Here is a 23017-nt window from a genome sequence, read left to right on the forward strand (position 1 = left end):
GGGACTAATCTGACGGCAGGATTCTGCGAATATGGTAAGGCTTATCGGATATTTCTTCGGAATCGGAACGGTGCTGATGCTTCTGGTGGCAGGCGGCGTTGCCCTTTACGTGGGAAACCTTTCCAAAGATTTGCCCGATTATGAAGTGCTCGCCAAGTACGAGCCCCCCGTGATGACCCGCGTTCATGCGTCGGACGGCAGCCTGATGGCGGAGTTTGCACGCGAACGCCGCATGTATCTGCCGATCCAGGCTGTGCCAAACCGGGTCAAGGCTGCGTTCATCTCCGCTGAAGACAAGACCTTCTACGAACATCACGGTCTTGATTTCGGCGGTCTGGCACGCGCTGTTCTGACCAACGTCAAGAATATTGGCTCGGGTCGTCGTCCGATGGGCGCATCGACCATCACGCAGCAGGTGGCGAAGAACTTCCTCCTGTCCTCGACCCAGACCTATGACCGCAAGATCCGCGAAGCGATTCTGGCCATGCGCATTGAGCAGGCCTATTCCAAGGATCGCATTCTCGAACTTTACCTGAACGAAATTTTCTTCGGTCTTGGCTCTTACGGTATCGCCAGCGCGGCGCTGACCTATTTCGACAAGTCGGTCGGCGAACTGAACATCGCTGAAAGCGCTTATCTTGCTGCGCTCCCGAAAGGTCCGAACAATTATCATCCCTTCCGTCAGCCAGCGCGCGCTATGGAGCGCCGCAACTGGGTGATCGATCGTATGGCCGAAAATGGCTACATCACGACGGCGGAAGCGGAAGACGCCAAGAAGCAGCCGCTCGGTGTCACCTCGCGTAGCGATACGCATTACGTCTTTGCCTCGGAATATTTCACCGAGGAAGTGCGTCGCCAGATCATCCAGAAATATGGCGTCGATGCCCTTTATGAAGGCGGCCTGTCCGTCCGCACCACGCTGAACCCGACTTTGCAGGTTGAAGCGCGCAAGTCGCTGCAATCGGCGCTGCTTCGCTATGATGAAGCGCGCGGCTGGCGCGGCCCGCTGAAAAACGTCGAACTCGGCAATGACTGGGGCACGGCGTTTGGCGACATGCAGTCCTATGCGGACGTCCCGGAATGGCAGCTTGCCATCGTGCTCAATGTTTCCGCTGCGGGCGCCGATATAGGCCTTCAGCCGGAAATTGAAGCGTCGGGATCGCGCAGCAAGGAACGCAAGCGCGCCTTTATCTCGGCCGACGACATGAAGTGGGCGATGCGCGTCACCAATATTGGCGGCAAGCGCAGCAGTGCGAAGTCGCCGGAAGGCGTGCTCAACACCGGCGACATCATTTATGTCGCGAAGGAAGGCAACGGCTTCAGGCTTCAGCAGCCGCCGAAGCTTGAGGGCGCACTCGTCGCGATGGACCCGCATACGGGCCGTGTTCTGTCGATGGTCGGCGGCTTCTCTTATGCGGAGTCCGAGTTCAACCGCGCCACGCAGGCCTATCGCCAGCCGGGTTCGTCGTTCAAGCCGTTCGTCTATTCGGCAGCGCTCGACAATGGTTACACACCGGCATCCGTGGTTCTCGACGGTCCGCTGGAAGTGAACCAGGGCGGTTCGCTCGGTGTCTGGGCTCCGAAGAACTATTCCGGCAAGTTTGCCGGTCCGTCCACGCTCCGCTACGGTATCGAGCAGTCGCGTAACGTCATGACCGTGCGCTTGGCGCAGGACATGGGCATGAAGCTTGTCGCTGAATATGCCGAACGTTTCGGTGTTTACGACAAGATGCTGCCGGTTCTCTCGATGTCGCTCGGTGCGGGTGAAACCACCGTGCTGCGCATGGTGACGGCCTATTCCGTCATCGCCAATGGCGGCCAGAGCATCACCCCGTCGATGATCGACCGTATTCAGGACCGCTACGGCAAGACCGTGTTCAAGCACGATGGACGCCAGTGCGAAGGCTGCAACGCGCAGGATTGGGCCAATCAGGAAGAACCGACCCTGATCGACAATCGCGATCAGGTTCTGGATCCCATGACCGCCTATCAGATCACATCGATGATGGAAGGCGTTGTTCAGCGCGGTACGGCGCAGATCCTGAAGAGCCTCGACCGTCCGCTGGCTGGCAAGACCGGCACGTCGAATGACGAAAAGGATGCATGGTTCGTCGGCTTTACGCCTGATCTCGTGGTCGGCGTCTTCATGGGCTACGACACGCCGGCATCGCTCGGACGCGGCGGCACGGGCGGCGGTCTGGCTGCGCCGGTGTTCAAGTCGTTCATGGAGCAGGCTCTGGTCGGTACGCCCAAGGTGGACTTCCGCGTGCCGGAAGGCATGACGCTGATTGCGATCAACCGCAAGACCGGCATGCGCACCAATGAAGGCGACCCGAACCTCATCATGGAAGCCTTCAAGCCGGGTACCGGTCCGTCGGACAGCTATTCGGTTATCGGTATGGATTCGTTCCGCGAAGGCTCGCCTGTCGCGCCGCAATCGCCGCAGGCGACGCGCGCGATCAGCTCAGGTTCCGGCGGACTTTACTGATTGGAATAAAGGGCTTTTCCCTTTACACGGCAGGGCGTCGTCACTATGGTCCGCGGCGCTTGGACAGACTGTCCGATGCTGGAAATGAAGAGCCGGACTTTGCGTTTGGCTTGGTTTCCCACTCAAATACGAATTACTGAAGGAACGATTTGCCCATGCGCGCGGAAATCGAGACGCTGGTTGACGAAATCAAGCAGGCCATAAGCCTGCTGAGGAGGCATCTTTGACTGGGATCAGGCGATAAAACGTCTCGGCTATCTCAACCAGAGAGCCGAAGATCCCACACTTTGGAATGATGCCCAGGAAGCCCAGAAGCTGATGCGTGAGCGCCAGCAGCTGGAAGACAGCATTAATGGCATCAATCAGCTTACCCAGACATTGAACGACAGCATCGAACTCATCGCCATGGGCGAAGAGGAAGGCGACAAGTCGATCATCGAGGACGCGGAAAAGACTATCCGCGAACTCAAGGTCGAGATCGATCGTCGCCAGATCGACATGCTTCTGTCGGGCGAAGCTGATGCGAACGACACCTATGTCGAAGTGCATGCCGGCGCCGGCGGTACGGAAAGCCAGGACTGGGCGTCGATGCTGCTGCGCATGTATACGCGCTGGGCGGAACGCAACGGCCGCAAGGTCGAGGTGATGGAAGTGCACGATGGCGATGAAGCGGGCATCAAGTCCGCGACCATTCTCGTCAAGGGGCACAACTCATACGGCATGATGAAAACCGAATCAGGCGTTCATCGTCTGGTCCGCATCTCGCCCTATGACTCCAACGCCCGCCGCCACACGTCTTTCGCCAGCATCTGGGTTTACCCGGTCATCGATGACAACATCGATGTGCAGGTGACGGAAGCAGATGTTCGCATCGATACCTATCGTGCATCAGGTGCCGGTGGACAGCACGTTAACACGACCGACTCCGCTGTGCGTATCACGCATATAGCAACCGGTATTGTGGTGCAGTGTCAGGCGGAACGTTCGCAGCACAAGAACCGTGAAAAAGCATGGTCCATGTTGCGTGCGCGTTTGTACGAGGAAGAGCTGAAGAAGCGCGAAGAAGCGACCGACGCAGCCAATGCCACCAAGACCGATATCGGCTGGGGTCACCAGATTCGTTCTTACGTTCTGCAACCATACCAGTTGGTGAAGGATCTGCGCACCGGCGTGGAAAGCACCAATCCGCAGGAAGTGCTGGACGGCGCGGTTACGCCTTTCATGGAAGCAGCACTTGCCCATCGCATTCAGGGCGGTGGCGAGATGATCGACGATATCGACTGATATCGCTTCCAAATCTGCGAATAACAAAAACCCGGCCTCAACGCCGGGTTTTTTATGCCTGTTGTTAAAGCACATCCCGAAAAGTGTGAAACGGTTTTCGGATAAGATGTGCGTTCAAACAAATAGCTGGAGCGCCGATCTGATCTAATCAGATCGAAACGCGCTCTAAAGCAGCGGCTCTATCTGTTTGCCAGCCTTGAGAAAATTGACTGGGTTTACCGGGCGACCATTCTCGCGCACTTCATAATGAAGGTGACTACCAGTCGAGCGCCCGGTGCTGCCCGCCTGTCCGACGACCGCGCCGCGAGCAATCTTCTGGCCGTCATGGACCAGAACCTGTGACAGATGCGCGAAGCGGGTGGCAAAGCCATTGCCGTGGTCGATCTCGACCATATTGCCATAGCCGCCGAAACGTCCGGCTTTCGTGATCGTTCCTGCCGCCGTGGCTCTCACCGTTTGGCCGTATGCCGCACGGAAATCAATGCCCGAATGAAAGGCTGCGCTTCCGAAAAACGGATCGCTGCGATATCCGAACAGGCTCGTTACCGGCATTCCGGGGGCAGGGTTTGCCAGCGGCATCGCCCTGATCTGTTTGCGAACACTGTCGAGCCGCTCGAGCGCGCTGTCGAGATTGCGGATCTGCATGTCGAAATCATTGATGACTGTGCCCGGCGCTGAAATAGGGATCAGCGGACCACCCATAGCGGAATGCGCGCTGTCTGACGTTTCAATGCGCAGACCGGCGGAATTCAACGTATCGACGATAGAGTCTGCTTTTTCAGAAGCTGCATCGGCCAGATTGCGCACCTTGCCGTTCTGTTCGCTTTCGATGCGATGCAGGGTCTGGTTGATGGTAGCGAGCAGCTTGTCAGAAGTTTCGATTGTAGATTCACCCGACATGCCACCTGCCAGACGCAAGCCCAGCGGTCCTGCATCTGCACGACGCTCCGGCTTTACGTTCTTGGGAACAGGGCCGGTGATGATCGGATCGATTCCGGGGAAATCCCGTCCGCCAATCGCTTCATCCGGGATCAGCTGGCTGTGTTCTTCGGCAAAGGGCGCTGCCTGTGTCGGCATATCCGGCATTGGCTGCAACTTCGATGCTCGTTCCAGCAAAGGTGCTAGTTTGCCGTCGCGTGCGCTCAGCGTCTGCTGGCGCTGCATCAGTTCGGCAAGCTTGTTTTCCATGACCTGCTGATCGAGCATCTGGCGGCTCGTGATGCGGTCCACTTCCGTGCGCAGCAAGGAAATGCGGTCTTCATAAAGCTGCTGATTGCGCGCCTGCCGTGCAATGCCCGAACTGATCAGATCGTCGCGCAGCACAAGATAGGCGGTTGAACCGAGATAGGCGGCCGAAAGCGCCAGAAACGCCGCTCCGCCTGCGATGGCCATCCATGGGCGAAAGGTAAAATGGCTGATTTTCTCGCCGCGAGCGATAATAACGACAGACGGCTCCTTGCGTTCGCCGAAGACCGTCTTTCCCGTTGTTTTCGCCCGCTTATTTGTCATGGCACCCGCATGCCCCTCAGTAGAGCGGTCCGGAACCTGAATTCAGCCTGTGAATGAGGGTAAGGACCGCAGAAGTTTGGCGGAACGTTTCAGAAAACGCACCGATTCCCTAAGTTTGATTACAACTTATTAGGGTTAACAAAGCTTTGCATTTGTGGCTTGCGCCAGCCATGCGGGCCAGAAATAGCCTCAGATCGAAACCGGAGACAAAGTGCGATAGAAGGACGGCGTCAGACCGGCTTCGGCACGCGCCAGATCGTTGAATGGCGGCTTGAGATCGCCTCGGAAATTCGTGCGCACCAGTTCCTGAAAGCGGGCGACAGGGTCGATGCGATTGCGAGCGCAGAAAAAGCGAAACCATTTTGCTCCCACAGCCACATGGGTCTTCTCATCATTGTAGATGACATCCAATATCGCTGCCGTTTTGTGGTCGCCGGTTTCGATCATCTTTTCCAGAAGTGAAGGCGTTAAATCGAGACCGCGCGCTTCCAGTATGAGCGGCACCACGGCAAGCCGTGCCTCCAGATCGTTACGCGTCTGGTGTGCCGACTGCCACAACCCGTCATGGGCGGGCATGTCACCATAATCCGCGCCAAGGTCGTTCAGGCGATTGCGCAACAGGGTGAAATGGCGAGCCTCGTCATCGGCGACCTTCATCCAGCCATCGAAAAAGCTGCGCGGAATGGGTTTGGCGGCAAAGCGCGCCACGATATCGAGCGCCAGATCAATAGCATTCAGCTCAATATGGGCGAGCGCGTGCATGAGCGCGATACGGCCGTGTTCTGAGTGCAACGAGCGCTTCTTCATCATACGCGGCGGCACAAGTTTGGGCTTGGCTGGTCGCCCCGGGCGATCCGGCAAGGGCGGGTCAAGCGGGCTGCGCACTGAAAGGGTACGCCCGAACCAGCGTGCAGCTGTCTCGCGCGTGAGGCGTACTTTTTCGTTCAGATCCGCCGAGGCAATGGCACGAATGGCATTGCCTCGCAGTGTTTGTTCGGGTGATTTTGTCTCGCGCATCTGAAACAGAAACCGCTTTAAAGCGCACGCGCCGCTTCGAGCACCTCTTCAGCGTGACCGGCAACTTTCACCTTGTTCCAGACACGCGCGATACGACCGGCAGCATCGATCAGAAAGGTCGTGCGTTCGACGCCCATATATTTGCGGCCATACATGCTTTTCTCGACCCATACGCCGTAGGCTTCAAGCGCGGTACGCTCTTCGTCTGCAACGAGATCTACGGTCAGCTCATGCTTTTTGCGAAACTTGGCATGTTTCGTGGCGCTGTCAGGCGACAGGCCGATTACCCGCGCACCGATTTTGTCGAATTCCGGCTTCAATTGTGAAAAGGCAATCGCTTCCTTGGTGCAGCCGGACGTGTCATCCTTGGGATAGAAATAGAGGACGACGGGCTTGCCTTTCAGCGATGACAGGGTGAGTTGGCCGCCGCCCGAAAGTCCATCTGACGGCAAGCTGAAATCCGGTGCCGTTTCGCCAACTTGGGGATGAGCCATATCTGCGCCTTTCTTTTATGGATTAGCATGGAAATCACCTGTTACAGTCCGAGCTATCGCATTCGAGTGACGCTTGTGCAACCATGGAAACCGCATCGTTTCGCAGATTGGCGCAATGTCGGAAAATGGACGCAAGCCTGAACCGCAGGCACCATCTCAGATGGAAAGGGTGAGTTAAATCAATTCCATACGATTGTTTCATGATTCACTTTATGAAACAATCGTCGATTGCAGCACTTGATATCTGGCTGGGTTATTGACAGAGAAACCGAAACGAATCCGCTTCAGCAAGCGGGAAATGGACAGAATCGAGCGTCTGGCCGCTGACGGCACGGATGGTCTCGCAGACAGCCCGTTGCGTCCGCGGCGGTCTTTTATTTCGCGTTGTTCCCATGCTTTCGTTTCGATCTGCATTCTGCTTGTTCTCATCGGCGGTGCTGGTTTTCTCGTTCTTCGCGGCGGCGTGGATAGTGAGCTTTTGCGCAATGAGGCGCAGAAAGCCCTGATCGGCGTACTGGGCGATGGCGCTACAGCATCGATTGGCAGCGCCGCACTATCGCTTGATCAGGACAGCCATGTTGCCATGGAAGCGCGCGACGTTTCCGTGACTGATCCCAAGCAAGGCGTTGAAATCAAAGGCATCCGGTCTGTACGCCTCGGTCTGTCGCCTCTACCGTTGCTGACCGGCTCGGTTCGCGTCGCCCAGCTCGAAGTCGAGGGGGTGACTTTCGATATGCCGGAGGCCAAGGGCGACGGTTTCTGGCAATCTTTGCCTTATGATGAGCGCGGCATTGTCGATTTCGACGCGGTGTCCGAACAGATTTTTGCGGCCATGCGCAGGAGTGTGGAGCTTCTGCGTCAGCAGGACACGCGTGCCATCAGCATTTTCAACAGCACGATCCGCTTTAAGGCGGGCGACGGGCAACAGTCCGTCAATATCCAGAGCGCGCGACTGGTCGAAGATCAGGGAAAGATCGCCATCAAGGGCGACCTGATCTGGCAGGGCGAGAGAATAGCGATCGACGGCAAGATTGATCGCAATGTGGCGGATAACAGCCTCCAAGGCTTCACGCTCAATATCAACGATATTCCGGTGAAACTGGGCTCGCCGCCTGAAGTAACGCCTGTCATGGCGAATAACAGGATCAACCCGGCGCATTTCGAGCTGGACGGGCAGGCCAAAGTCACGCTTTCCGGCACGGCGGCGACCGCCGATCAGCCGGAGCGTCTCGGCGTTGATCTGGGCGTCGATGGCATCGACATGCAGATGGGGCGGGTTGAGGATATTCGCGGCCACGCGCTCTTAAGCCTTGAGCATAAGGTTGGCAGCCGCAAGATCGAGATCAAGCAATCGCAATTACAATTGGGCGGTCTGCAGGCGCAGTTCAATGGTGCATTCGGACCGGAGCCGGAAGATGCGGGTAATCAGGACGGTCCAGCCTATCGTTTCGAGGTGCTGACCAGTTCTGCTACCAGCATGCCAGCGGAATCGACCGAACAGCCGCTGTCCTTTGCGACGCGCATATCCGGTCGTTTTCTGGCGAACCAGTTGCGTGTTCAGTTTGCCAATCTCGATGTGAAGACCGAAAAGGGTCAGCTTTACGGGCAGGGCGGCATGGCGTTCGGTAACGGCTCGCCCGAAATGATCTTCATGCTGCGCATTCCAACAATGCCTGTAGCTGACGCCAAGCATCTCTGGCCAATTGATGTGGCCGATGGCGCACGCGAATGGGTGTTGAAGAACCTCTACGGTGGTACACTAAAGGACAGCCAGATTGACATTTCGCTCGCTGCCGGGCGCTTCAACGGTCCAGGTCTGCCGCCGCCGCTGACGGGCGATGAAATCAAGGGCGATTTCAAGGTATTCGACACGCGTCTGGATGTTGTCGGTGAATTGCCGCCAGTTCGCGATGCGGATGGCGTGATCACTGTTCGCGGCGCGCATACGACGATCAAGCTGCCTAAAGGCGTCGTCTACACGGCGAACAACAGAAGAGCGGATGTTTCCAACGGCACGCTGATCATTCCATGGGGCCCGCAGCGCCCGGTCATCTCCGATCTCGATATTACGGTTTCGGGCGATGCATCCGCCATCGCCGAGATTGCCGGCAAAAAGCCGATTGATGTGTTGAAAAACGTGCCGTTCCTGCCGGAAGACGTCTCAGGTGATGTCAAGGCGCAGGTGAAGGTGAGCTTCGCCGTGTCGAAAGACCCACCGCCCGGCACCTTGAAATGGAATGCCGATATCGGTTTCAATAATCTGGATATTGCAAAGCCGGTGGGCGGCTCGAATGTCACCAATGCCACGGGCACGATCAAGGTCGACCAGACAGCCGCCGTTATCACCGCCGATGCAAAACTCGACGGCGTACCCGGCAAGGTGACCATGACCGAGCCGGTTAATCTGTCCGGCCCGGCCAAACGGGATCAGAAGATCAGGCTGGAAATCGACGACAAAACCCGCAACGCAGTGTTTCCTGGGTTGAACACCGTCTTTTCAGGGCCGATGTCGATTGATCTAGGCATGGCGGACGGTGGAAAACGCCACGTCACCGCCGATCTTGGCAAGACACAGGTGGACCTGTCGTGGCTCGGATGGCGCAAGGGGGCTGGCGTCCCCGCCAAGGCCACCTTCGATTTCGCGCAGAGCCCGGACGACAAGAGCAAGATCGATATCACCAATCTGGTCTTTAATGGCGATGCATTCGGGGTGAAGGGCAATCTGTCGATTGCCAAGGGTGACTTCCAGTCAGCAGATTTCAGCGAATTGCGTCTCAACCGGAATGATGATTTGTCCGTCAAGGCCACAAAGGGCGCCAACGGCTACCGCGTCACTGTGCGCGGATCGCAATTCGATGCGCGCGCCTTGATCAAGCAGGCGTCGGATCTGGGCGGCAAGGGCAGCGGCGGCAAAAGCAAGGGGCCACGCGTTGTCGTGAGTGCGCAGGTTGATGAGGTCAGCGGCTTTAACGGCGAATCCTTGCGCAATGTCGCCATTTCCTATGAGAGCTCGGGCAACCGCATTGCCGGTGTGTCCGTCAATGCCCAGACCGTATCCGGCCAGTCATTCGTCGCCACCAACAATGATCAGGGCGACGCCCGTTCGATCTCGCTCCAGTCCAACGACGCAGGTGCGGTGCTGCGCTTCTTCGACTTCTACGACAAGATGCGCGGTGGCAAGATCACCGTCGGTCTTGCAGCGCAGGGCGACGGCCCGTTGCGCGGGCAGATCGATGCTCGTAACTTCGCGATCATCAACGAGCCGCGTCTGGCCAAGCTCGTATCGAGCCCACCTGCCACTGGCGGTGCGAGCCTCAATCAGGCGGTAAAGCGTGATATCGATGTGTCGCGCGTTGATATCGAGCGCGGCTTCTCGCTGATTGAAAAGGGTGATGGCTATCTAAACCTGTCGAAGGGTGTGGTACGCGGCCCATCGGTCGGGACCACCTTCCAGGGAACGCTTTACGACAAGCAAGGCAATATGGCGATCACAGGCACCTTCATGCCAGCCTATGGCGTCAACCGCCTGTTCGGTGAAGTGCCTATCGTGGGCATGCTGCTGGGCAACGGTCGTGACCGTGGCCTTATCGGCATCACCTACAAGCTCTCGGGAAGCGCCAAGCAACCGCAGGTGATCGTCAATCCGATCTCCATCATTGCGCCGGGCATCTTCCGCTCGATCTTCGAATTTTAAAGAATAAAGCCGGGCGAAAAGCCCGGCTTTATTCATTTCAGTTCACACCGACTGGCTAGGTCAAGCCGGGCGGATAAGCACGTGGCGCTTCTTGCCGAGCGACAGCTTGATGACGCCCTGATCGTTCAATGCACCGGCATCAATCATCATACGCGGATCGGTAACCGGTTCGTCATTGATGCGCACAGCGCCGCCTTCGACGTGACGGCGTGCTTCACCATTGGTCGTGCAGAGTTCCGCCAGAACCATCAGCGCCAGAATGCCGATGCCGCTATTGAGCGTTGCCTTGTGGACGCCGACCGTCGGAAGATTTTCAGACAATTCGCCGTCTTCAAAGGTCTTGCGGGCGGTTTCGGCGGATTCCTCAGCTGCGTCGCGACCATGCAGAATAGCCGTTATCTCAGTCGCGAGGATCTTCTTCGCTTCGTTGATCTCGGAGCCTTCGAGCGCTGCCAGCTTGGCGATCTCATCCATCGGAAGCGTCGTGTAGAGCTTCAGGAAGCGCTCCACGTCGGCATCTTCGGTGTTGCGCCAGTATTGCCAGAAGTCATAGGCGCTCAGCATTTCTGCATTAAGCCAGATGGCGCCGCCCAACGACTTGCCCATCTTCTGGCCAGAAGCGGTGGTCAACAGCGGAGAGGTCAGAGCGTAGAGCTGCGGCGTCCCCATGCGATGGCCGAGGTCGATACCGTTGATGATATTGCCCCACTGGTCGGAGCCGCCCATTTGCAGACGGATGTCGTGGCGCTTGCTCAGTTCCACAAAGTCGTAAGCCTGCAGGATCATGTAGTTGAATTCGAGGAAGGACAGCGACTGCTCACGGTCGAGGCGTGTCTTCACCGAATCGAAGGACAGCATACGGTTGACCGAGAAGTGACGGCCCACGTCGCGCAGGAATTCGAGGTAATTGATGTTGCGCAGCCAGTCGGCATTGTTCACCATCAGCGCGTCGGTGGCGCCATCACCGAAGGTGAGGTAGTTCGCGAAGACGCGCTTGATGCCGGCAATGTTCTCGGCAATCGTATCTTCGGTCATCAGCTTGCGTGCTTCGTCCTTGAAGGACGGATCGCCAACCATGCCCGTGCCGCCGCCCATCAGGGCTACAGGCCTGTGGCCGGTCTGCTGGAACCAATGCAGCATCATGATCTGGATAAGGCCGCCCGCGTGCAGACTTGGTGCCGTCGGGTCGAAGCCGATATAAGCCGTCACGGTTTCCTTGGCCAACAATTCGTCGAGGCCGCTTTCATCAGAGATTTGATGAATGAAGCCACGCTCGGAAAGCGTGCGAAGAAAATCGGATTTGAAACCGGACATTCCTTTTTCCTGACTGATAAGGCGAAGTTGAAACTGGAGTAAGCGGCTGCTTACAACAAAGTGATAAGTTGGCCTTTAGCACCAATCAACCGCCAAAAACAAGGAAACTCCCCAAGGACTGGGGAAACACGTAATTTGCGCAGGTTTCGTCAACAGCTTCGACTGTTCAATGCTGTGCGGTGCCTGAAAACAGATTGAGCACGATTACACCGGCGATGATCAGTCCCATGCCAGCCACGGCGGCAAAGTCGAGCTTCTGGCCGAAGACAAGCCAGCCAATCAGCGCGACCAGTGTGACGCCAATCCCCGACCAGACGGCATAGGCAATGCCGACGGGAATGGTCTTCAAGGTCAGAGACAGGAAATAAAAGGCAAGCCCATAGGCGATGATCACCACGACCGATGGGCCAAGTCGGGTAAAGCCGTCGGAAGCTTTCAAGCTCAATGTGCCGATGACTTCGGAGCAGATGGCAATGGCTAGAAGGGCATAGACCGGCATGGCGCACCTGCTGAGAAACGAATCGACCTGACGAGAAACACTATGCATAAAAAATCCGGCGGAGCGATCCGCCGGATAAGACCAGGTCAATCTGGTTTGCGACTGAAGCTGAAGCGTTGCCTAGCGCAGACGCTTCGGACGCGCTTCGACCAGTTCACCCATCAGGCGGCGATCGAGATATTCCGAGCATTCTTCGATCAGCTGGTCGCCATGGCCCGCAAAGAAGTGGTTGGCGCCTTCAATCGTGTTCTGCGTGATGGTGATGCCCTTCTGGGTCTTGAGCTTGTCCACCAGCGCCTGCACGTCCTTGGGCGGCGCAACCTTGTCCTGATCACCATGGATGATGAGACCGGACGAAGGGCAGGGCGCGAGGAACGAGAAGTCATAGGTGTTCGGCTGCGGCGCGACCGAGATGAAGCCTTCGATTTCCGGACGGCGCATCAGAAGCTGCATGCCAATCCAGGAACCGAAGGAATAACCGGCAACCCAGCAATTCTTGGAATCCGGATGCAGGGCCTGTACCCAGTCGAGCGCGCTCGCCGCATCAGACAATTCGCCTGCGCCGTGATCGAATTCGCCCTGGCTGCGACCGATGCCGCGGAAGTTGAAGCGCAGTGTCGTAAAACCGCGCTGCTGGAACATGTAGAACAGATCGTAGACGATCTTGTTGTTCATCGTGCCGCCGAACTGCGGATGCGGGTGCAGGATGAGCGCGATGGGCGCATTCTTTTCCTTGGAAGGCTGATAGCGGCCTTCGAGGCGTCCGGCAGGTCCGTTAAAAATGACTTCTGGCATGTGTACTCCGCTTGTAACGGGAAGACCGGACCGGAAGCTGCGAACTTGACGTTGGGGGACGCCGCTTCTAGAACCGATTTGAAATTTTGACAGGCTGAACCTGAAGTTCAGCACGTAGAATGGCTTAATAGGCTTTTCCAGATTGAAAATTCAAGGAAATTGCGCTCGAAGCCCATTCTTGACGTTATTTAGGAGATAGGGACGGTGAACGTGAGCGGCAAGAGGCTGTATCTGGACTATAATGCCAGTGCGCCTTTGCTCGATGAAGCGCGGGATGCGGTTATCGAGGCTTTGGGTGTTACGGGCAATCCGTCCTCTGTGCATCGTGAGGGCCGCGCCGCGCGTGCGCTGGTTGAAGCGGCGCGCCGCAACGTTGCATCGCTGGTCAATGCCAAGCCCGAACATGTCTTCTTCACCTCCGGCGCGACCGAAGCTGCATCCACGCTTTTGACGCCGAATTACGTGATGGGGCGTTCGCCAGTCCGTCTTTCGCATCTGTATGTCAGTGCGACCGAACACCCATGCATGATCGCTGGCGGCCAGTTCACGGCTGAGAGCATCACCACATTGCCGGTCGATGAAAACGGCATTCTGCGGCTCGATGTTTTGACGGAAGCGCTTGCCGCCCATGACAAGAGCAAAGGCTTGCCGCTTGTCGCAGTGCAGGCCGCGAATAACGAAACCGGCGTCATTCAACCCGTGGCGGAAATTGCTGCCATCGTGAAGGCCTCTGGTGGCATCTATGTCGTGGATGCTGTTCAAGCCGCAGGCCGCATTCCACTCGATATTTCAGATAATTGCGGCGATTACCTTATCGTTTCGTCCCACAAGATCGGCGGGCCGAAAGGCGTCGGCGCAGTGATCGCCATTTCCGACCTTATGATGCCGCGCGCGCTGGTGCGTGGCGGTGGGCAGGAAAAAGGACACCGTGCGGGCACTGAGGCTTTGCCGCTGATTGCAGGCTTTGGCGCGGCCGCAGCCGTCGCGAAAAAGCGGCTCGATGCAGGCGGCTGGTCTTCCGATATGCGGGACAGACTGGAAGCGGGCATTGCAGAAATTGCACCGGGCGCTGTCATTCACGGCAAGTCGGTCAACCGTCTGCCGAATACGACATTCTTCTCGCTCGACGGTCAGAAGGCCGAGACAGTCCAGATCGCCTTCGATCTTGGCGGAATAGCGCTTTCTGCGGGCTCGGCGTGTTCATCAGGTAAGGTCGGTCCAAGCCACGTACTGGCCGCCATGGGCCATGAGGACGGTCCCGGCGCGATCCGTGTTTCGCTGGAGCCGGATGTCCGTGCGGATTCGGTCGACGCGTTTCTCGCGGTCCTGCGCACAATCGTAGAACGCCACACCAGAAAAGCCTCGATTTAAAAATCGAGGCCGAGTTTCTTCTTTGCGGCCGCGATATAGCCCTCATAGCGGGTTTTGAACTCTTCCCGCTTGGCAATATCGTCGGCAATGTCGGAGGAAGCACTGGCGTTTGAAATATTAAACTTGTCGTGAGCGTTCTGAAAGAACTTCAGCTGTTCGATGGTTTTGCCCTCGTCATTCACCTGCTGCTCGAGAAATTTCACATAGTCCTGCAGATCACTGGTGCTCATCATGGTTTTCCTTCCTTGCTGAACTACATATGAGCGAGCCCGCAGACGGCAAGAGCGCCGATGATTCCTTTGCTCGGCCTGAACGCCTGAGTTTTTGAAGGAAAATCAACGCTTCAAAGCCGGTATTGGATTTCCCTGCGATACGTTTCATCGGACTGTTTCAATAAGTTGATCATTTTAATCGGCATTTTTAGGGGCAAATTTGAAACCGGCGCTTGAAATTCAGTTTAGAGAGGTTTTAAAGAAGGGCCACGCACACTATATTGAGGCGGTATTGTTCAAGACATATCACCTTGACGTTTGCAACTGTCGGGCCTTGACCCCGACGAGGATGGAGAACGCCAATGCCTGCAGTGCAGGAGACCATTGATCAGGTCCGCGGCCTTGACGTGGATCAGTACAAGTACGGCTTCGAAACGACGATCGAAGCAGAGAAGGCTCCCAAGGGCCTGAACGAAGACATCATTCGCTTCATCTCCGCCAAGAAGAACGAGCCGGAATGGATGCTGGAATGGCGTCTGAAAGCCTATGAACGCTGGCTCACCATGGAAGAGCCAAGCTGGGCGCGTGTCGATTATCCGAAGATCGATTTCCAGGACGCCTATTATTACGCGGCCCCGAAGAACCAGAGCGGCCCGAAGTCGCTGGATGAAGTCGATCCGGAACTTCTCAAGACCTACGAAAAGCTTGGCATTCCACTGCGCGAGCAGGAAATTCTTGCTGGCGTCCGCAAGCAGGGCGATCCGAGCGAAATCGACGGCAATCCTTCCGACAATGTCTATGCATCCGGCCGCGTGGCCGTCGATGCCGTGTTCGACAGTGTGTCGGTTGTGACGACCTTCAAGGAAGAACTGTCCAAGGCGGGCGTGATCTTCTGCTCGATTTCGGAAGCGATCCGCGAGCATCCGGAACTGGTCCAGAAATATCTGGCGTCGGTCGTTCCGGTGTCGGACAACTATTATGCGACGCTGAATTCGGCTGTCTTCACGGACGGTTCGTTCGTCTATGTTCCGAAGGGCGTTCGCTGCCCGATGGAGCTGTCGACCTACTTCCGTATCAACGAGAAGAACACCGGCCAGTTCGAGCGCACCCTCATCATCGCAGATGAAGGCGCCTATGTTTCCTATCTGGAAGGTTGCACCGCGCCGCAGCGCGATGAAAACCAGCTTCACGCCGCCGTGGTTGAACTGGTTGCGATGGAAAACGCCGAAATCAAATATTCGACGGTCCAGAACTGGTATCCGGGCGATAGCAGCGGCAAGGGCGGCATCTACAACTTCGTCACGAAGCGTGGCGATTGCCGTGGCGACAATTCCAAGATCTCCTGGACACAGGTTGAGACCGGTTCCGCCATCACCTGGAAATACCCGTCCTGCATTCTGCGCGGCGACAATTCGCGCGGCGAGTTCTATTCGATTGCCGTTTCGAACGGCTATCAGCAGATCGACTCGGGCACCAAGATGATCCATCTCGGCAAGAACACGTCGAGCCGCATCATTTCCAAGGGTATTTCGGCTGGCAAGTCGAACAACACCTATCGCGGACAGGTTTCGGCCCATCGCAAGGCTGAGAATGCCCGCAACTTCACCCAGTGCGACTCGCTTCTGATCGGCAACGATTGCGGCGCGCATACGGTGCCGTATATCGAAGCAAAGAACGCTACGGCGCAGTTCGAGCACGAGGCAACCACCTCCAAGATTTCCGAAGACCAGCTGTTCTACGTGATGCAGCGCGGCATTCCGGAAGAGGAGGCAATCGCTCTCATCGTCAATGGCTTCGTGAAGGAAGTCATTCAGGAACTGCCGATGGAGTTCGCCGTCGAAGCTCAGAAGCTTATCGGCATCTCGCTTGAGGGCAGCGTCGGTTAACCGACGCATTCCTCCTTTCTCGCATCAGATTTTCTGGCCAGCCTTTTCCTGGCATTAGAACAAGGTTTACATTCATGCTTGAGATCAAGAACCTCCATGCAAAGATCGCCGACACGGATACCGAGATCATCCGTGGCCTAAACCTCACCGTGAACAAGGGTGAAGTGGCTGCGATCATGGGTCCGAACGGTTCGGGCAAGTCCACTCTGTCCTACATCCTCGCTGGTCGCGACGATTACGAAGTGACCGAAGGCGACATTCTCTATAACGGCGAGTCGATCCTCGAACTCGATCCGGCAGAACGCGCCGCCAAGGGCATTTTCCTCGCTTTCCAATATCCGATGGAAATACCGGGCGTTGCCACGATGGAATTCCTGAAGGTTGCGATGAACAGCCAGCGCAAGGCGCGTGGCGAGCCGGAACTGAAGATTCCGGAATTCATCAAGCGCGTGAAGGACGTTGCAGGCGGCCTCAACATCGACATGAACATGCTCAAGCGCCCGCTCAATGTCGGCTTCTCGGGCGGCGAAAAAAAGCGCGCTGAAATTCTTCAGATGCAGCTTCTGGAGCCAAGCCTTTGCGTGCTCGACGAAACCGACTCCGGCCTCGACATCGATGCGCTGAAGATCGTTTCGGAAGGTGTCAATGCGCTGCGTTCGCCAGATCGCGCCGTGATCGTCATCACCCACTATCAGCGTCTGCTCGAATACATCGTTCCTGATAGCGTGCACGTGCTTTACAAGGGCCAGGTCATCAAGTCTGGCGACAAGAGCCTCGCACTGCACCTCGAAGAAAACGGTTATGCCGAAGTAATCGGCGAAGCAGCCTGAGGAGGATTGGATTATGAATATCCAGACCGCTCAGACCGCAAAGCCGAGGACGCCTGCTGAAAGCGCGCTGATCGACAGCTTTGGCGATCTTATCGGCACTTTGTCCGGTAATGGCGATGTTGTTGTTGCACGCGATACGGCGCTTGAATTGCTCAAGACCAACGGGCTTCCATCCCGTCGCGTTGAAAGCTGGCATTACACGGATTTCCGCACGCTTTTGAAGGGCGTTGCACCATTCGACAGCTCTGCGGGTACGCAGCCGCTTTCGGCGTTGCTTGTCGGTTCCACCATTCTGGCTGCCAGCAATGGCGTTGCACTTGACGCCAGGGCGCCTGAAGGCGTGTCGGTGACGCCAGTGCGTGAAGCGCTGGCCGACGGCTCGCTGGCTCTTCAGCTCAAGACGCGCGGCACGGACGATACAATCGGCCAGATCAATGCTGCCTATGTCAGCGATGGCTGGATGATTTCGATTGCCGACGGCACCGAGCTGGAAGCGCCACTCGAAATCCAGAACATCCAGAAGACCGGGCAGGGCCACACGCGCTTTCCGGTTCGCATTGGTTCGGACGTCAAGGCGACGATCATCGAGCGCCAGAACGGCGGCGAAGGCGATGCTTTCTCGACGTCGGTGAGCCATGTTTCGGTTGGTGACGGTGCAGAAGTCCTGTGGGTTATCCTGCGCGATTTCGGCCAGGCGACGCAGCTTTCGCAGTTCAATGCGACGATTGGCAAGGGCTCCAAGCTCACGCTCTACATCGTCAATGCGGGCGGCAAGCTGGTTCGTCAGGAAGTGCACGTCAATGTGACGGGTGAAGACTCCGACTTCGAGCTTCGTGGCCTCAATCTTCTGGCCGACGATACCCACACCGACATCACCATGACGGTCGGTCATCTGGTGGAAAACACCCGTTCGACCCAGATCATCCGCAACGTGGTCAAGGACCGCGCGCGCGGCGTTTTCCAGGGCATGATCCGCGTTGCGCAGATCGCTCAGAAGACCGATGCCCGCATGGCCTGCAACACGCTCTTGCTTTCGGATGAAGGCGAGTTCGATGCCAAGCCGGAACTTGAAATCTTTGCGGATGACGTGGCCTGCGGTCACGGCGCAACGGTTGCCGAGCTTTCCAAGGACTATCTGTTCTATCTGATGGCTCGCGGTGTTCCGGAAAATGAAGCACGTGGCCTGCTGATCAAGGCGTTTATCGCCGAGATCATCGAAGAGCTGGAAGACGAAACGCTGGTTGAAGCACTGGAAGCCGTGCTGTCCAACTGGCTCGCCGTTCATGCCTGATTGACAGTGACAGCGCGCTGATATGCGCGCTGTCCTTTCCTGCCGAACGGCGAAAGGTACGATCATGGACCAGAAGAATCCGCTTGTTGCGGCCTATGACGTGGAAGCCATCCGCCGGGATTTTCCGATCCTGTCGCGCGAAGTACACGGCAAGCCGCTTGTCTATCTCGACAATGGCGCTTCGGCGCAGAAGCCGCAGAGCGTCATCGACGCGGTGACGCATGCTTATTCCAACGAATATGCCAATGTGCATCGCGGCCTGCATTTTCTTTCGAATGCCGCAACCGACGCCTATGAAAAGTCGCGCGAAAGCGTTCGGCGTTTTCTGAATGCTGGCTCGGTAGACGAGATCGTCTTCACCAAGAATGCCACTGAAGCGATCAATACGGTCGCCTATGGCTATGGCATGCCGCATATCGGCGAGGGCGACGAGATTCTGGTCTCGATCATGGAGCACCACTCCAATATCGTGCCATGGCATTTCATTCGTGAACGTCAAGGCGCGAAGCTGGTTTTCGCTCCGGTGGACGATGAAGGCATCTTCCACATCGAGGAATTCGAGAAGCGCCTGACGGACCGCACCAAGCTGGTCGCCATTACGCATATGTCCAATGCGCTTGGCACTGTGACGCCGATCAAGAAGATCGTTGAACTTGCCCATGCGCGCGGGATTCCGGTGCTGGTCGATGGCAGTCAGGGCGCGGTGCATCTGCCGGTCGACGTGCAGGATCTGGGCTGTGACTGGTATGTTTTCACCGGTCACAAGGTCTATGGCCCGTCCGGCATCGGCGTTCTTTACGGTCGGGCCGAGATGCTGGAAAAGATGCGTCCCTTCCAGGGCGGCGGCGAAATGATCGAGGAAGTCACAGAAGATTACGTGACCTATAATCATCCGCCACACCGGTTTGAAGCTGGCACGCCGCCTATCGTTCAGGCGATCGGTCTTGGCGCAGCACTTGAATATATGGAAAAGATCGGCCGCCACGCCATTCTCGCCCATGAAGAAGATTTGCGCGATTACGCTCACGAACAACTGGGCAAGATCAATTCGCTCCGCATTTTCGGCAACGCGCCGGATAAGGGAGCTATCATCTCGTTTGCGCTGGAAGGCATCCATGCGCATGACGTGTCGATGGTGATCGACAGGGCCGGGGTCGCCGTGCGTGCGGGCACGCATTGCGCGCAACCCCTCTTGAAACGCTTTGGCGTCACCTCTACATGCCGTGCATCCTTTGCCATGTACAATACCCGCGCTGAAGTGGATGCATTGGCGGAAGCCTTGGAAAAGGCGAGAAAGTTTTTCGGATGACCGAGATGGAACAAAAAGTTCAGGATCAGGCTGCAACCAAGCCTGCCGATGAAACGCTGAAAGCCGAAGGCAGCGCCGTGTTCTCTGCCTCTGCCCTTCCGCAGGAGGAACTCCTGCGCATGACGGATGATATCATTGCGGCGCTGAAGACGGTGTATGACCCGGAAATCCCGGCGGATATCTACGAACTCGGTCTCGTCTACAAGATCGATATCGAAGACGACCGTACTGTGAAGATCGAAATGACCCTGACGGCTCCTGGCTGCCCGGTGGCTGGCGAGATGCCGGGCTGGGTGGAAAACGCCGTTAGTGCGGTTGAAGGTGTTTCCATGGTCGAGGTTTCAATGACCTTCGATCCGCCGTGGACCGCTGACCGCATGTCCGAAGAAGCGCAGGTCGCTGTCGGCTGGTACTGATTATCTCTGCAAATCCATATACAAAAAAGCCCCGTTATGCGGGGCTTTTTTGTTTGTGGCGCGCAGTCGCTCAATGCCCGGTCGTTTTGGCATAGTGCAGGGATTGCTTGCCCCGACAGCCACGCAGCAATCCAACGAGTCCGCCCAGAGCCGTTGCGGAAGCAAGCACGGCTGGTGCGCCTTTCAACGGAATAGACATGGTGGAGACCAGCAGTTTCCAGCTGCGACTTGCCAGCAGTGAAGGCAGTTTGCCGAGTGCACGCGACGGGTTCTTCTTGTAGGACGACATGAACTCCGTGGTGTTGTGGTCGCGATTGCGCCGGAAGTGATAGGAGAGCGTCAGCCGGCAAAGCGGCACTGTCTCATAGACGATGGCGTCTGGCGCCCAACCGGTTCTCGCTCCGAGTGTTTTGGCTTTGGCCCACAGGTGCCAGTCCTCGCCGCCGGTCAGCCCGAAATAGGAGTCGAATTTGAGGCTGGTCGCGCGAAAGAAGTCGAGCCTGCCCATCCAGCTGCCTGTTGCCACTTTGATGCTGCCAGCCAGACCATTTTCCCATTTCATGCGTGATTTTTGCTCAGATCGGCTGGCAAGCCGTTCCAACCCGGACCAGACGAATTTCTGCCAGCTGTTCAGCTTGCCTTCGATCGGCATTGGGCGCACGGGCGAGCCGACAATATCAAGGCTTTCCCGCTGTTGTTCGGCGAACAATTCCACCAGCCAGTCTGGCTCGGGAATTTCGTCATCATCGATGAAGACCAGAAAGTCATGTTCGCTCTTGATCGCAAGATCCAGCGCGCAGTTACGGGACTGCGAAATGCCGATCCGCTGCTCCAGCCGATACCGCACAACATGGCCCGGCATACGGGCTGCAAAGTATGCAGCTCGCTCATTCAGTGTTTTGCGGAAATTGTTTTCCACTATAAGAAAATTAAGCGTTGCCTGTTCCGGCACAATCACGCGTTCCAATGACTTTAAAAGTGTGCCGAGCATTGCCGGACGGTTTCTGGTTACCACCGCAATCAAAATGGAATATTTCTGCATGAACTATCTCGTTCTTAAATAAGATCGAATTCTATATTTATTTTACAATCATTTGCATCGCTAGTAATTGCTATTAATTTCATATTATTATAAATTATGAATATAAACTATAAATGTACTGAGAAAGAAATCGGGAGCTTTGGCACTGCGCGACGGGATGAACGCGGAGCAATAGTCAATAGTGAGGATTTATAGAGGTTGGAGCGGGTAGCGGGAATCGAACCCGCGCGTTCAGCTTGGGAAGCTGACAGGCTACCATTACATCATACCCGCAATCTGCAAGACATTTCAGTATCTTGAAGCCGTTTCAGGCTTGATCAGACTGGAGAGTTTCGCACTCTTGACCCAGAAGCTATGTGCTCTTTTCAAGCCCGTCAATCTGTAAGATTACGTTGGCGCAGTCTGTCCGGAATAAAGTTGCTTATCAGTCGCAAAGCTGTGATTGGCCGTGATCCGTATTGATCGAAAATGCCATGAAATAGAGAAGATTTAGTCTTAATTGATAAGTGAGGCCCGGCCCGGCAGGTATTGGTGTTCTTCGGAGATAGGATCATCGAAGAAATCTGCGAGTTGACGGACCCGACGGAGGAGCGCAACCCGTTTTGCGCTGTCTGGAGGAAGACTAAGATGCGTTATCATCTTATGGCTGCTGTCGCAGCAGGTGTTTCACTGTTCTCGTTTGCTGCACACGCAGAAGATTTCACAATCGGCACCTTGAAGGCCTATGACCATACAAGCCAGGTCGTGACGCTGGATAACGGTCAGAGCTGGGAGCTTTTTCCGAACACACATCCCAATGTCAGGGTTGGACAGAAGGTCATCGTGGACTGGCAGAGCAATCTGAACGGTGATGATCATGCCGATTATGTCGGTCCGATGCCGATGCATTGAAACGGCAAGCAACAAACAAGAACAGCTTTACGACGGAGGCGGCATTTTTGCCGCCTCTTTGTTTCATGAGAAGAAAACCTTCGCCTCTGGCGGAGGATTGAAAGAAACCTCCGGCTTGGATCACGAAGTGATCGAAACCGGAGGTTATAATGGACGATAACCATCTTACACATGCGACTTGGGTCTGCCAATATCATGTGGTTTTTGGCAGCAAATACCACACGAAGCCGCTATATGGCGACCTTCGCCTTGAGTTACGGGATCTGTTTGTCAGATTAAGCTTGCAAAAGGGGTGCCGGATAGAAGAAGGACACCTGATGCCGGACCATGTGCATATGTTGATATCGATCCCACCGAAATATTCGGTGGCGCACATAGTCGGGTTTTTGAAGGGCAAGACGGCGCTTTACGTTGCCAACAAATATGCAAAGAAGCGCAAATATCGCGGCTATCACTTTTGGGCGCGAGGATACTTCGTTTCGACCATCGGCTACGATGAACAGGTCGTTAGACGTTATATCCGAAATCAGGAAAAGGCCGACAAGGCTTCAGACCATGCCGACCTTTTTAAAGGCTCCTACTAGAGCGTAGACTCATAAACTGATGCACCAGATGCGGACAGCGATCAGTTTGACAGCAGCGAGGAAATTGTCCGGGTTCTTGTCGTAACGCGTG

19 protein-coding genes, 1 tRNA gene and 1 pseudogene are annotated in these 23017 nt (G+C 56.2%); 11 read left to right on the forward strand and 10 right to left on the reverse strand.

Going from position 1 to position 23017, the window contains the following annotated elements; genetic code table 11:
* Positions 1 to 31: 31 nt before the first annotated feature.
* Both QBD01_RS06525 and prfB read left to right on the forward strand, forming a co-directional pair.
* Positions 32 to 2488, forward strand: coding sequence for a penicillin-binding protein 1A (locus QBD01_RS06525; RefSeq protein WP_280992058.1), 2457 nt, complete (start codon positions 32 to 34; stop codon positions 2486 to 2488).
* 155 nt (positions 2489 to 2643) lie between these two features.
* Positions 2644 to 3772, forward strand: a protein-coding gene (prfB, locus tag QBD01_RS06530; protein ID WP_182520354.1) for a peptide chain release factor 2 whose coding sequence is annotated in 2 segments (ribosomal slippage) — positions 2644 to 2712 and positions 2714 to 3772 — 1128 coding nt in all. Because the reading frame shifts where the segments join, the coding sequence is not laid out codon by codon here.
* A gap of 165 nt (positions 3773 to 3937) precedes the next feature.
* Here the strand turns inward: prfB and QBD01_RS06535 are convergent.
* The 3 genes from QBD01_RS06535 to QBD01_RS06545 form a co-directional block, all read right to left on the reverse strand.
* Positions 3938 to 5281 carry a M23 family metallopeptidase gene (locus QBD01_RS06535; protein WP_280992059.1) on the reverse strand — a complete coding sequence of 448 codons (1344 nt, stop codon included), beginning with the start codon at positions 5279 to 5281 and terminating at the stop codon, positions 3938 to 3940.
* A gap of 189 nt (positions 5282 to 5470) precedes the next feature.
* On the reverse strand, positions 5471 to 6298 hold the full coding sequence (locus QBD01_RS06540) for a ferritin-like domain-containing protein (protein ID WP_280992060.1): 828 nt from the start codon (positions 6296 to 6298) through the stop codon (positions 5471 to 5473).
* A 17-nt stretch (positions 6299 to 6315) separates the two neighbouring features.
* Positions 6316 to 6792 carry a peroxiredoxin gene (locus QBD01_RS06545; RefSeq protein WP_280992061.1) on the reverse strand — a complete coding sequence of 159 codons (477 nt, stop codon included), beginning with the start codon at positions 6790 to 6792 and terminating at the stop codon, positions 6316 to 6318.
* A gap of 298 nt (positions 6793 to 7090) precedes the next feature.
* Here QBD01_RS06545 and QBD01_RS06550 point away from each other — a divergent pair, with 298 nt between their 5' ends.
* The gene (locus QBD01_RS06550) at positions 7091 to 10486 is read left to right on the forward strand and encodes a DUF3971 domain-containing protein (RefSeq protein ID WP_280992062.1); all 3396 of its coding nucleotides are present in this window, start codon (positions 7091 to 7093) and stop codon (positions 10484 to 10486) included.
* 60 nt (positions 10487 to 10546) lie between these two features.
* Here QBD01_RS06550 and tyrS read toward each other — a convergent pair whose 3' ends face one another.
* The 3 genes from tyrS to QBD01_RS06565 form a co-directional block, all read right to left on the reverse strand.
* Positions 10547 to 11800 (reverse strand): tyrosine--tRNA ligase, encoded by a 1254-nt coding sequence (tyrS, locus tag QBD01_RS06555; protein WP_138785018.1) that lies wholly within the window; start codon positions 11798 to 11800, stop codon positions 10547 to 10549.
* 166 nt (positions 11801 to 11966) lie between these two features.
* Positions 11967 to 12299: a multidrug efflux SMR transporter gene (locus QBD01_RS06560; RefSeq protein ID WP_182520483.1), complete on the reverse strand. Its 333-nt coding sequence runs from the start codon at positions 12297 to 12299 to the stop codon at positions 11967 to 11969.
* Between the two features lie 120 nt (positions 12300 to 12419).
* Positions 12420 to 13094 carry an alpha/beta hydrolase gene (locus QBD01_RS06565; protein WP_078338528.1) on the reverse strand — a complete coding sequence of 225 codons (675 nt, stop codon included), beginning with the start codon at positions 13092 to 13094 and terminating at the stop codon, positions 12420 to 12422.
* A 204-nt stretch (positions 13095 to 13298) separates the two neighbouring features.
* On the opposite strand from QBD01_RS06565, the gene QBD01_RS06570 reads away from it, so the two are divergent.
* Positions 13299 to 14465, forward strand: a complete 1167-nt coding sequence (locus QBD01_RS06570; protein ID WP_280992063.1) for a cysteine desulfurase family protein — start codon at positions 13299 to 13301, stop codon at positions 14463 to 14465.
* On the opposite strand, the gene QBD01_RS06575 is transcribed toward QBD01_RS06570, so the two are convergent.
* Positions 14462 to 14698 carry a hypothetical protein gene (locus QBD01_RS06575; protein WP_280992064.1) on the reverse strand — a complete coding sequence of 79 codons (237 nt, stop codon included), beginning with the start codon at positions 14696 to 14698 and terminating at the stop codon, positions 14462 to 14464. The genes QBD01_RS06570 and QBD01_RS06575 overlap by 4 nt on opposite strands.
* A 341-nt stretch (positions 14699 to 15039) precedes the next feature.
* Between QBD01_RS06575 and sufB the strand changes: the two genes are divergently transcribed.
* From sufB to QBD01_RS06600, 5 genes are all read left to right on the forward strand, one after another.
* The gene (sufB, locus tag QBD01_RS06580; protein WP_078338531.1) at positions 15040 to 16563 is read left to right on the forward strand and encodes a Fe-S cluster assembly protein SufB; all 1524 of its coding nucleotides are present in this window, start codon (positions 15040 to 15042) and stop codon (positions 16561 to 16563) included.
* 74 nt (positions 16564 to 16637) lie between these two features.
* A complete protein-coding gene (gene sufC, locus QBD01_RS06585; protein WP_078338532.1) occupies positions 16638 to 17393 on the forward strand; it encodes a Fe-S cluster assembly ATPase SufC in 756 nt (251 codons plus the stop codon).
* 13 nt (positions 17394 to 17406) lie between these two features.
* Positions 17407 to 18684, forward strand: a complete 1278-nt coding sequence (gene sufD, locus QBD01_RS06590) for a Fe-S cluster assembly protein SufD (protein WP_280992065.1) — start codon at positions 17407 to 17409, stop codon at positions 18682 to 18684.
* A 64-nt stretch (positions 18685 to 18748) separates the two neighbouring features.
* Positions 18749 to 19993, forward strand: coding sequence for a cysteine desulfurase (locus tag QBD01_RS06595; RefSeq protein ID WP_280992066.1), 1245 nt, complete (start codon positions 18749 to 18751; stop codon positions 19991 to 19993).
* On the forward strand, positions 19990 to 20409 hold the full coding sequence (locus QBD01_RS06600) for an SUF system Fe-S cluster assembly protein (protein ID WP_280992067.1): 420 nt from the start codon (positions 19990 to 19992) through the stop codon (positions 20407 to 20409). Before QBD01_RS06595 ends, QBD01_RS06600 begins: the two co-directional genes overlap by 4 nt.
* A 70-nt stretch (positions 20410 to 20479) precedes the next feature.
* Here the strand turns inward: QBD01_RS06600 and QBD01_RS06605 are convergent, their stop codons facing one another.
* Together QBD01_RS06605 and QBD01_RS06610 are read right to left on the reverse strand one after the other, a co-directional pair.
* Positions 20480 to 21451, reverse strand: coding sequence for a glycosyltransferase (locus QBD01_RS06605; protein WP_280992068.1), 972 nt, complete (start codon positions 21449 to 21451; stop codon positions 20480 to 20482).
* Between the two features lie 199 nt (positions 21452 to 21650).
* Positions 21651 to 21724, reverse strand: a tRNA-Gly gene (locus tag QBD01_RS06610).
* A gap of 354 nt (positions 21725 to 22078) precedes the next feature.
* Here QBD01_RS06610 and QBD01_RS06615 point away from each other — a divergent pair.
* A complete protein-coding gene (locus tag QBD01_RS06615) occupies positions 22079 to 22342 on the forward strand; it encodes a hypothetical protein (protein ID WP_182520366.1) in 264 nt (87 codons plus the stop codon).
* Between the two features lie 149 nt (positions 22343 to 22491).
* Positions 22492 to 22926 (forward strand): IS200/IS605 family transposase, encoded by a 435-nt coding sequence (gene tnpA, locus QBD01_RS06620; protein ID WP_280992069.1) that lies wholly within the window; start codon positions 22492 to 22494, stop codon positions 22924 to 22926.
* A 9-nt stretch (positions 22927 to 22935) separates the two neighbouring features.
* Here tnpA and QBD01_RS06625 read toward each other — a convergent pair.
* Positions 22936 to 23017, reverse strand: a pseudogene (locus QBD01_RS06625) (IS5/IS1182 family transposase); the annotation flags it as partial.

Source organism: Ochrobactrum sp. 19YEA23 (assembly GCF_029909865.1).
GTDB lineage: Bacteria > Pseudomonadota > Alphaproteobacteria > Rhizobiales > Rhizobiaceae > Brucella > Brucella gambitense.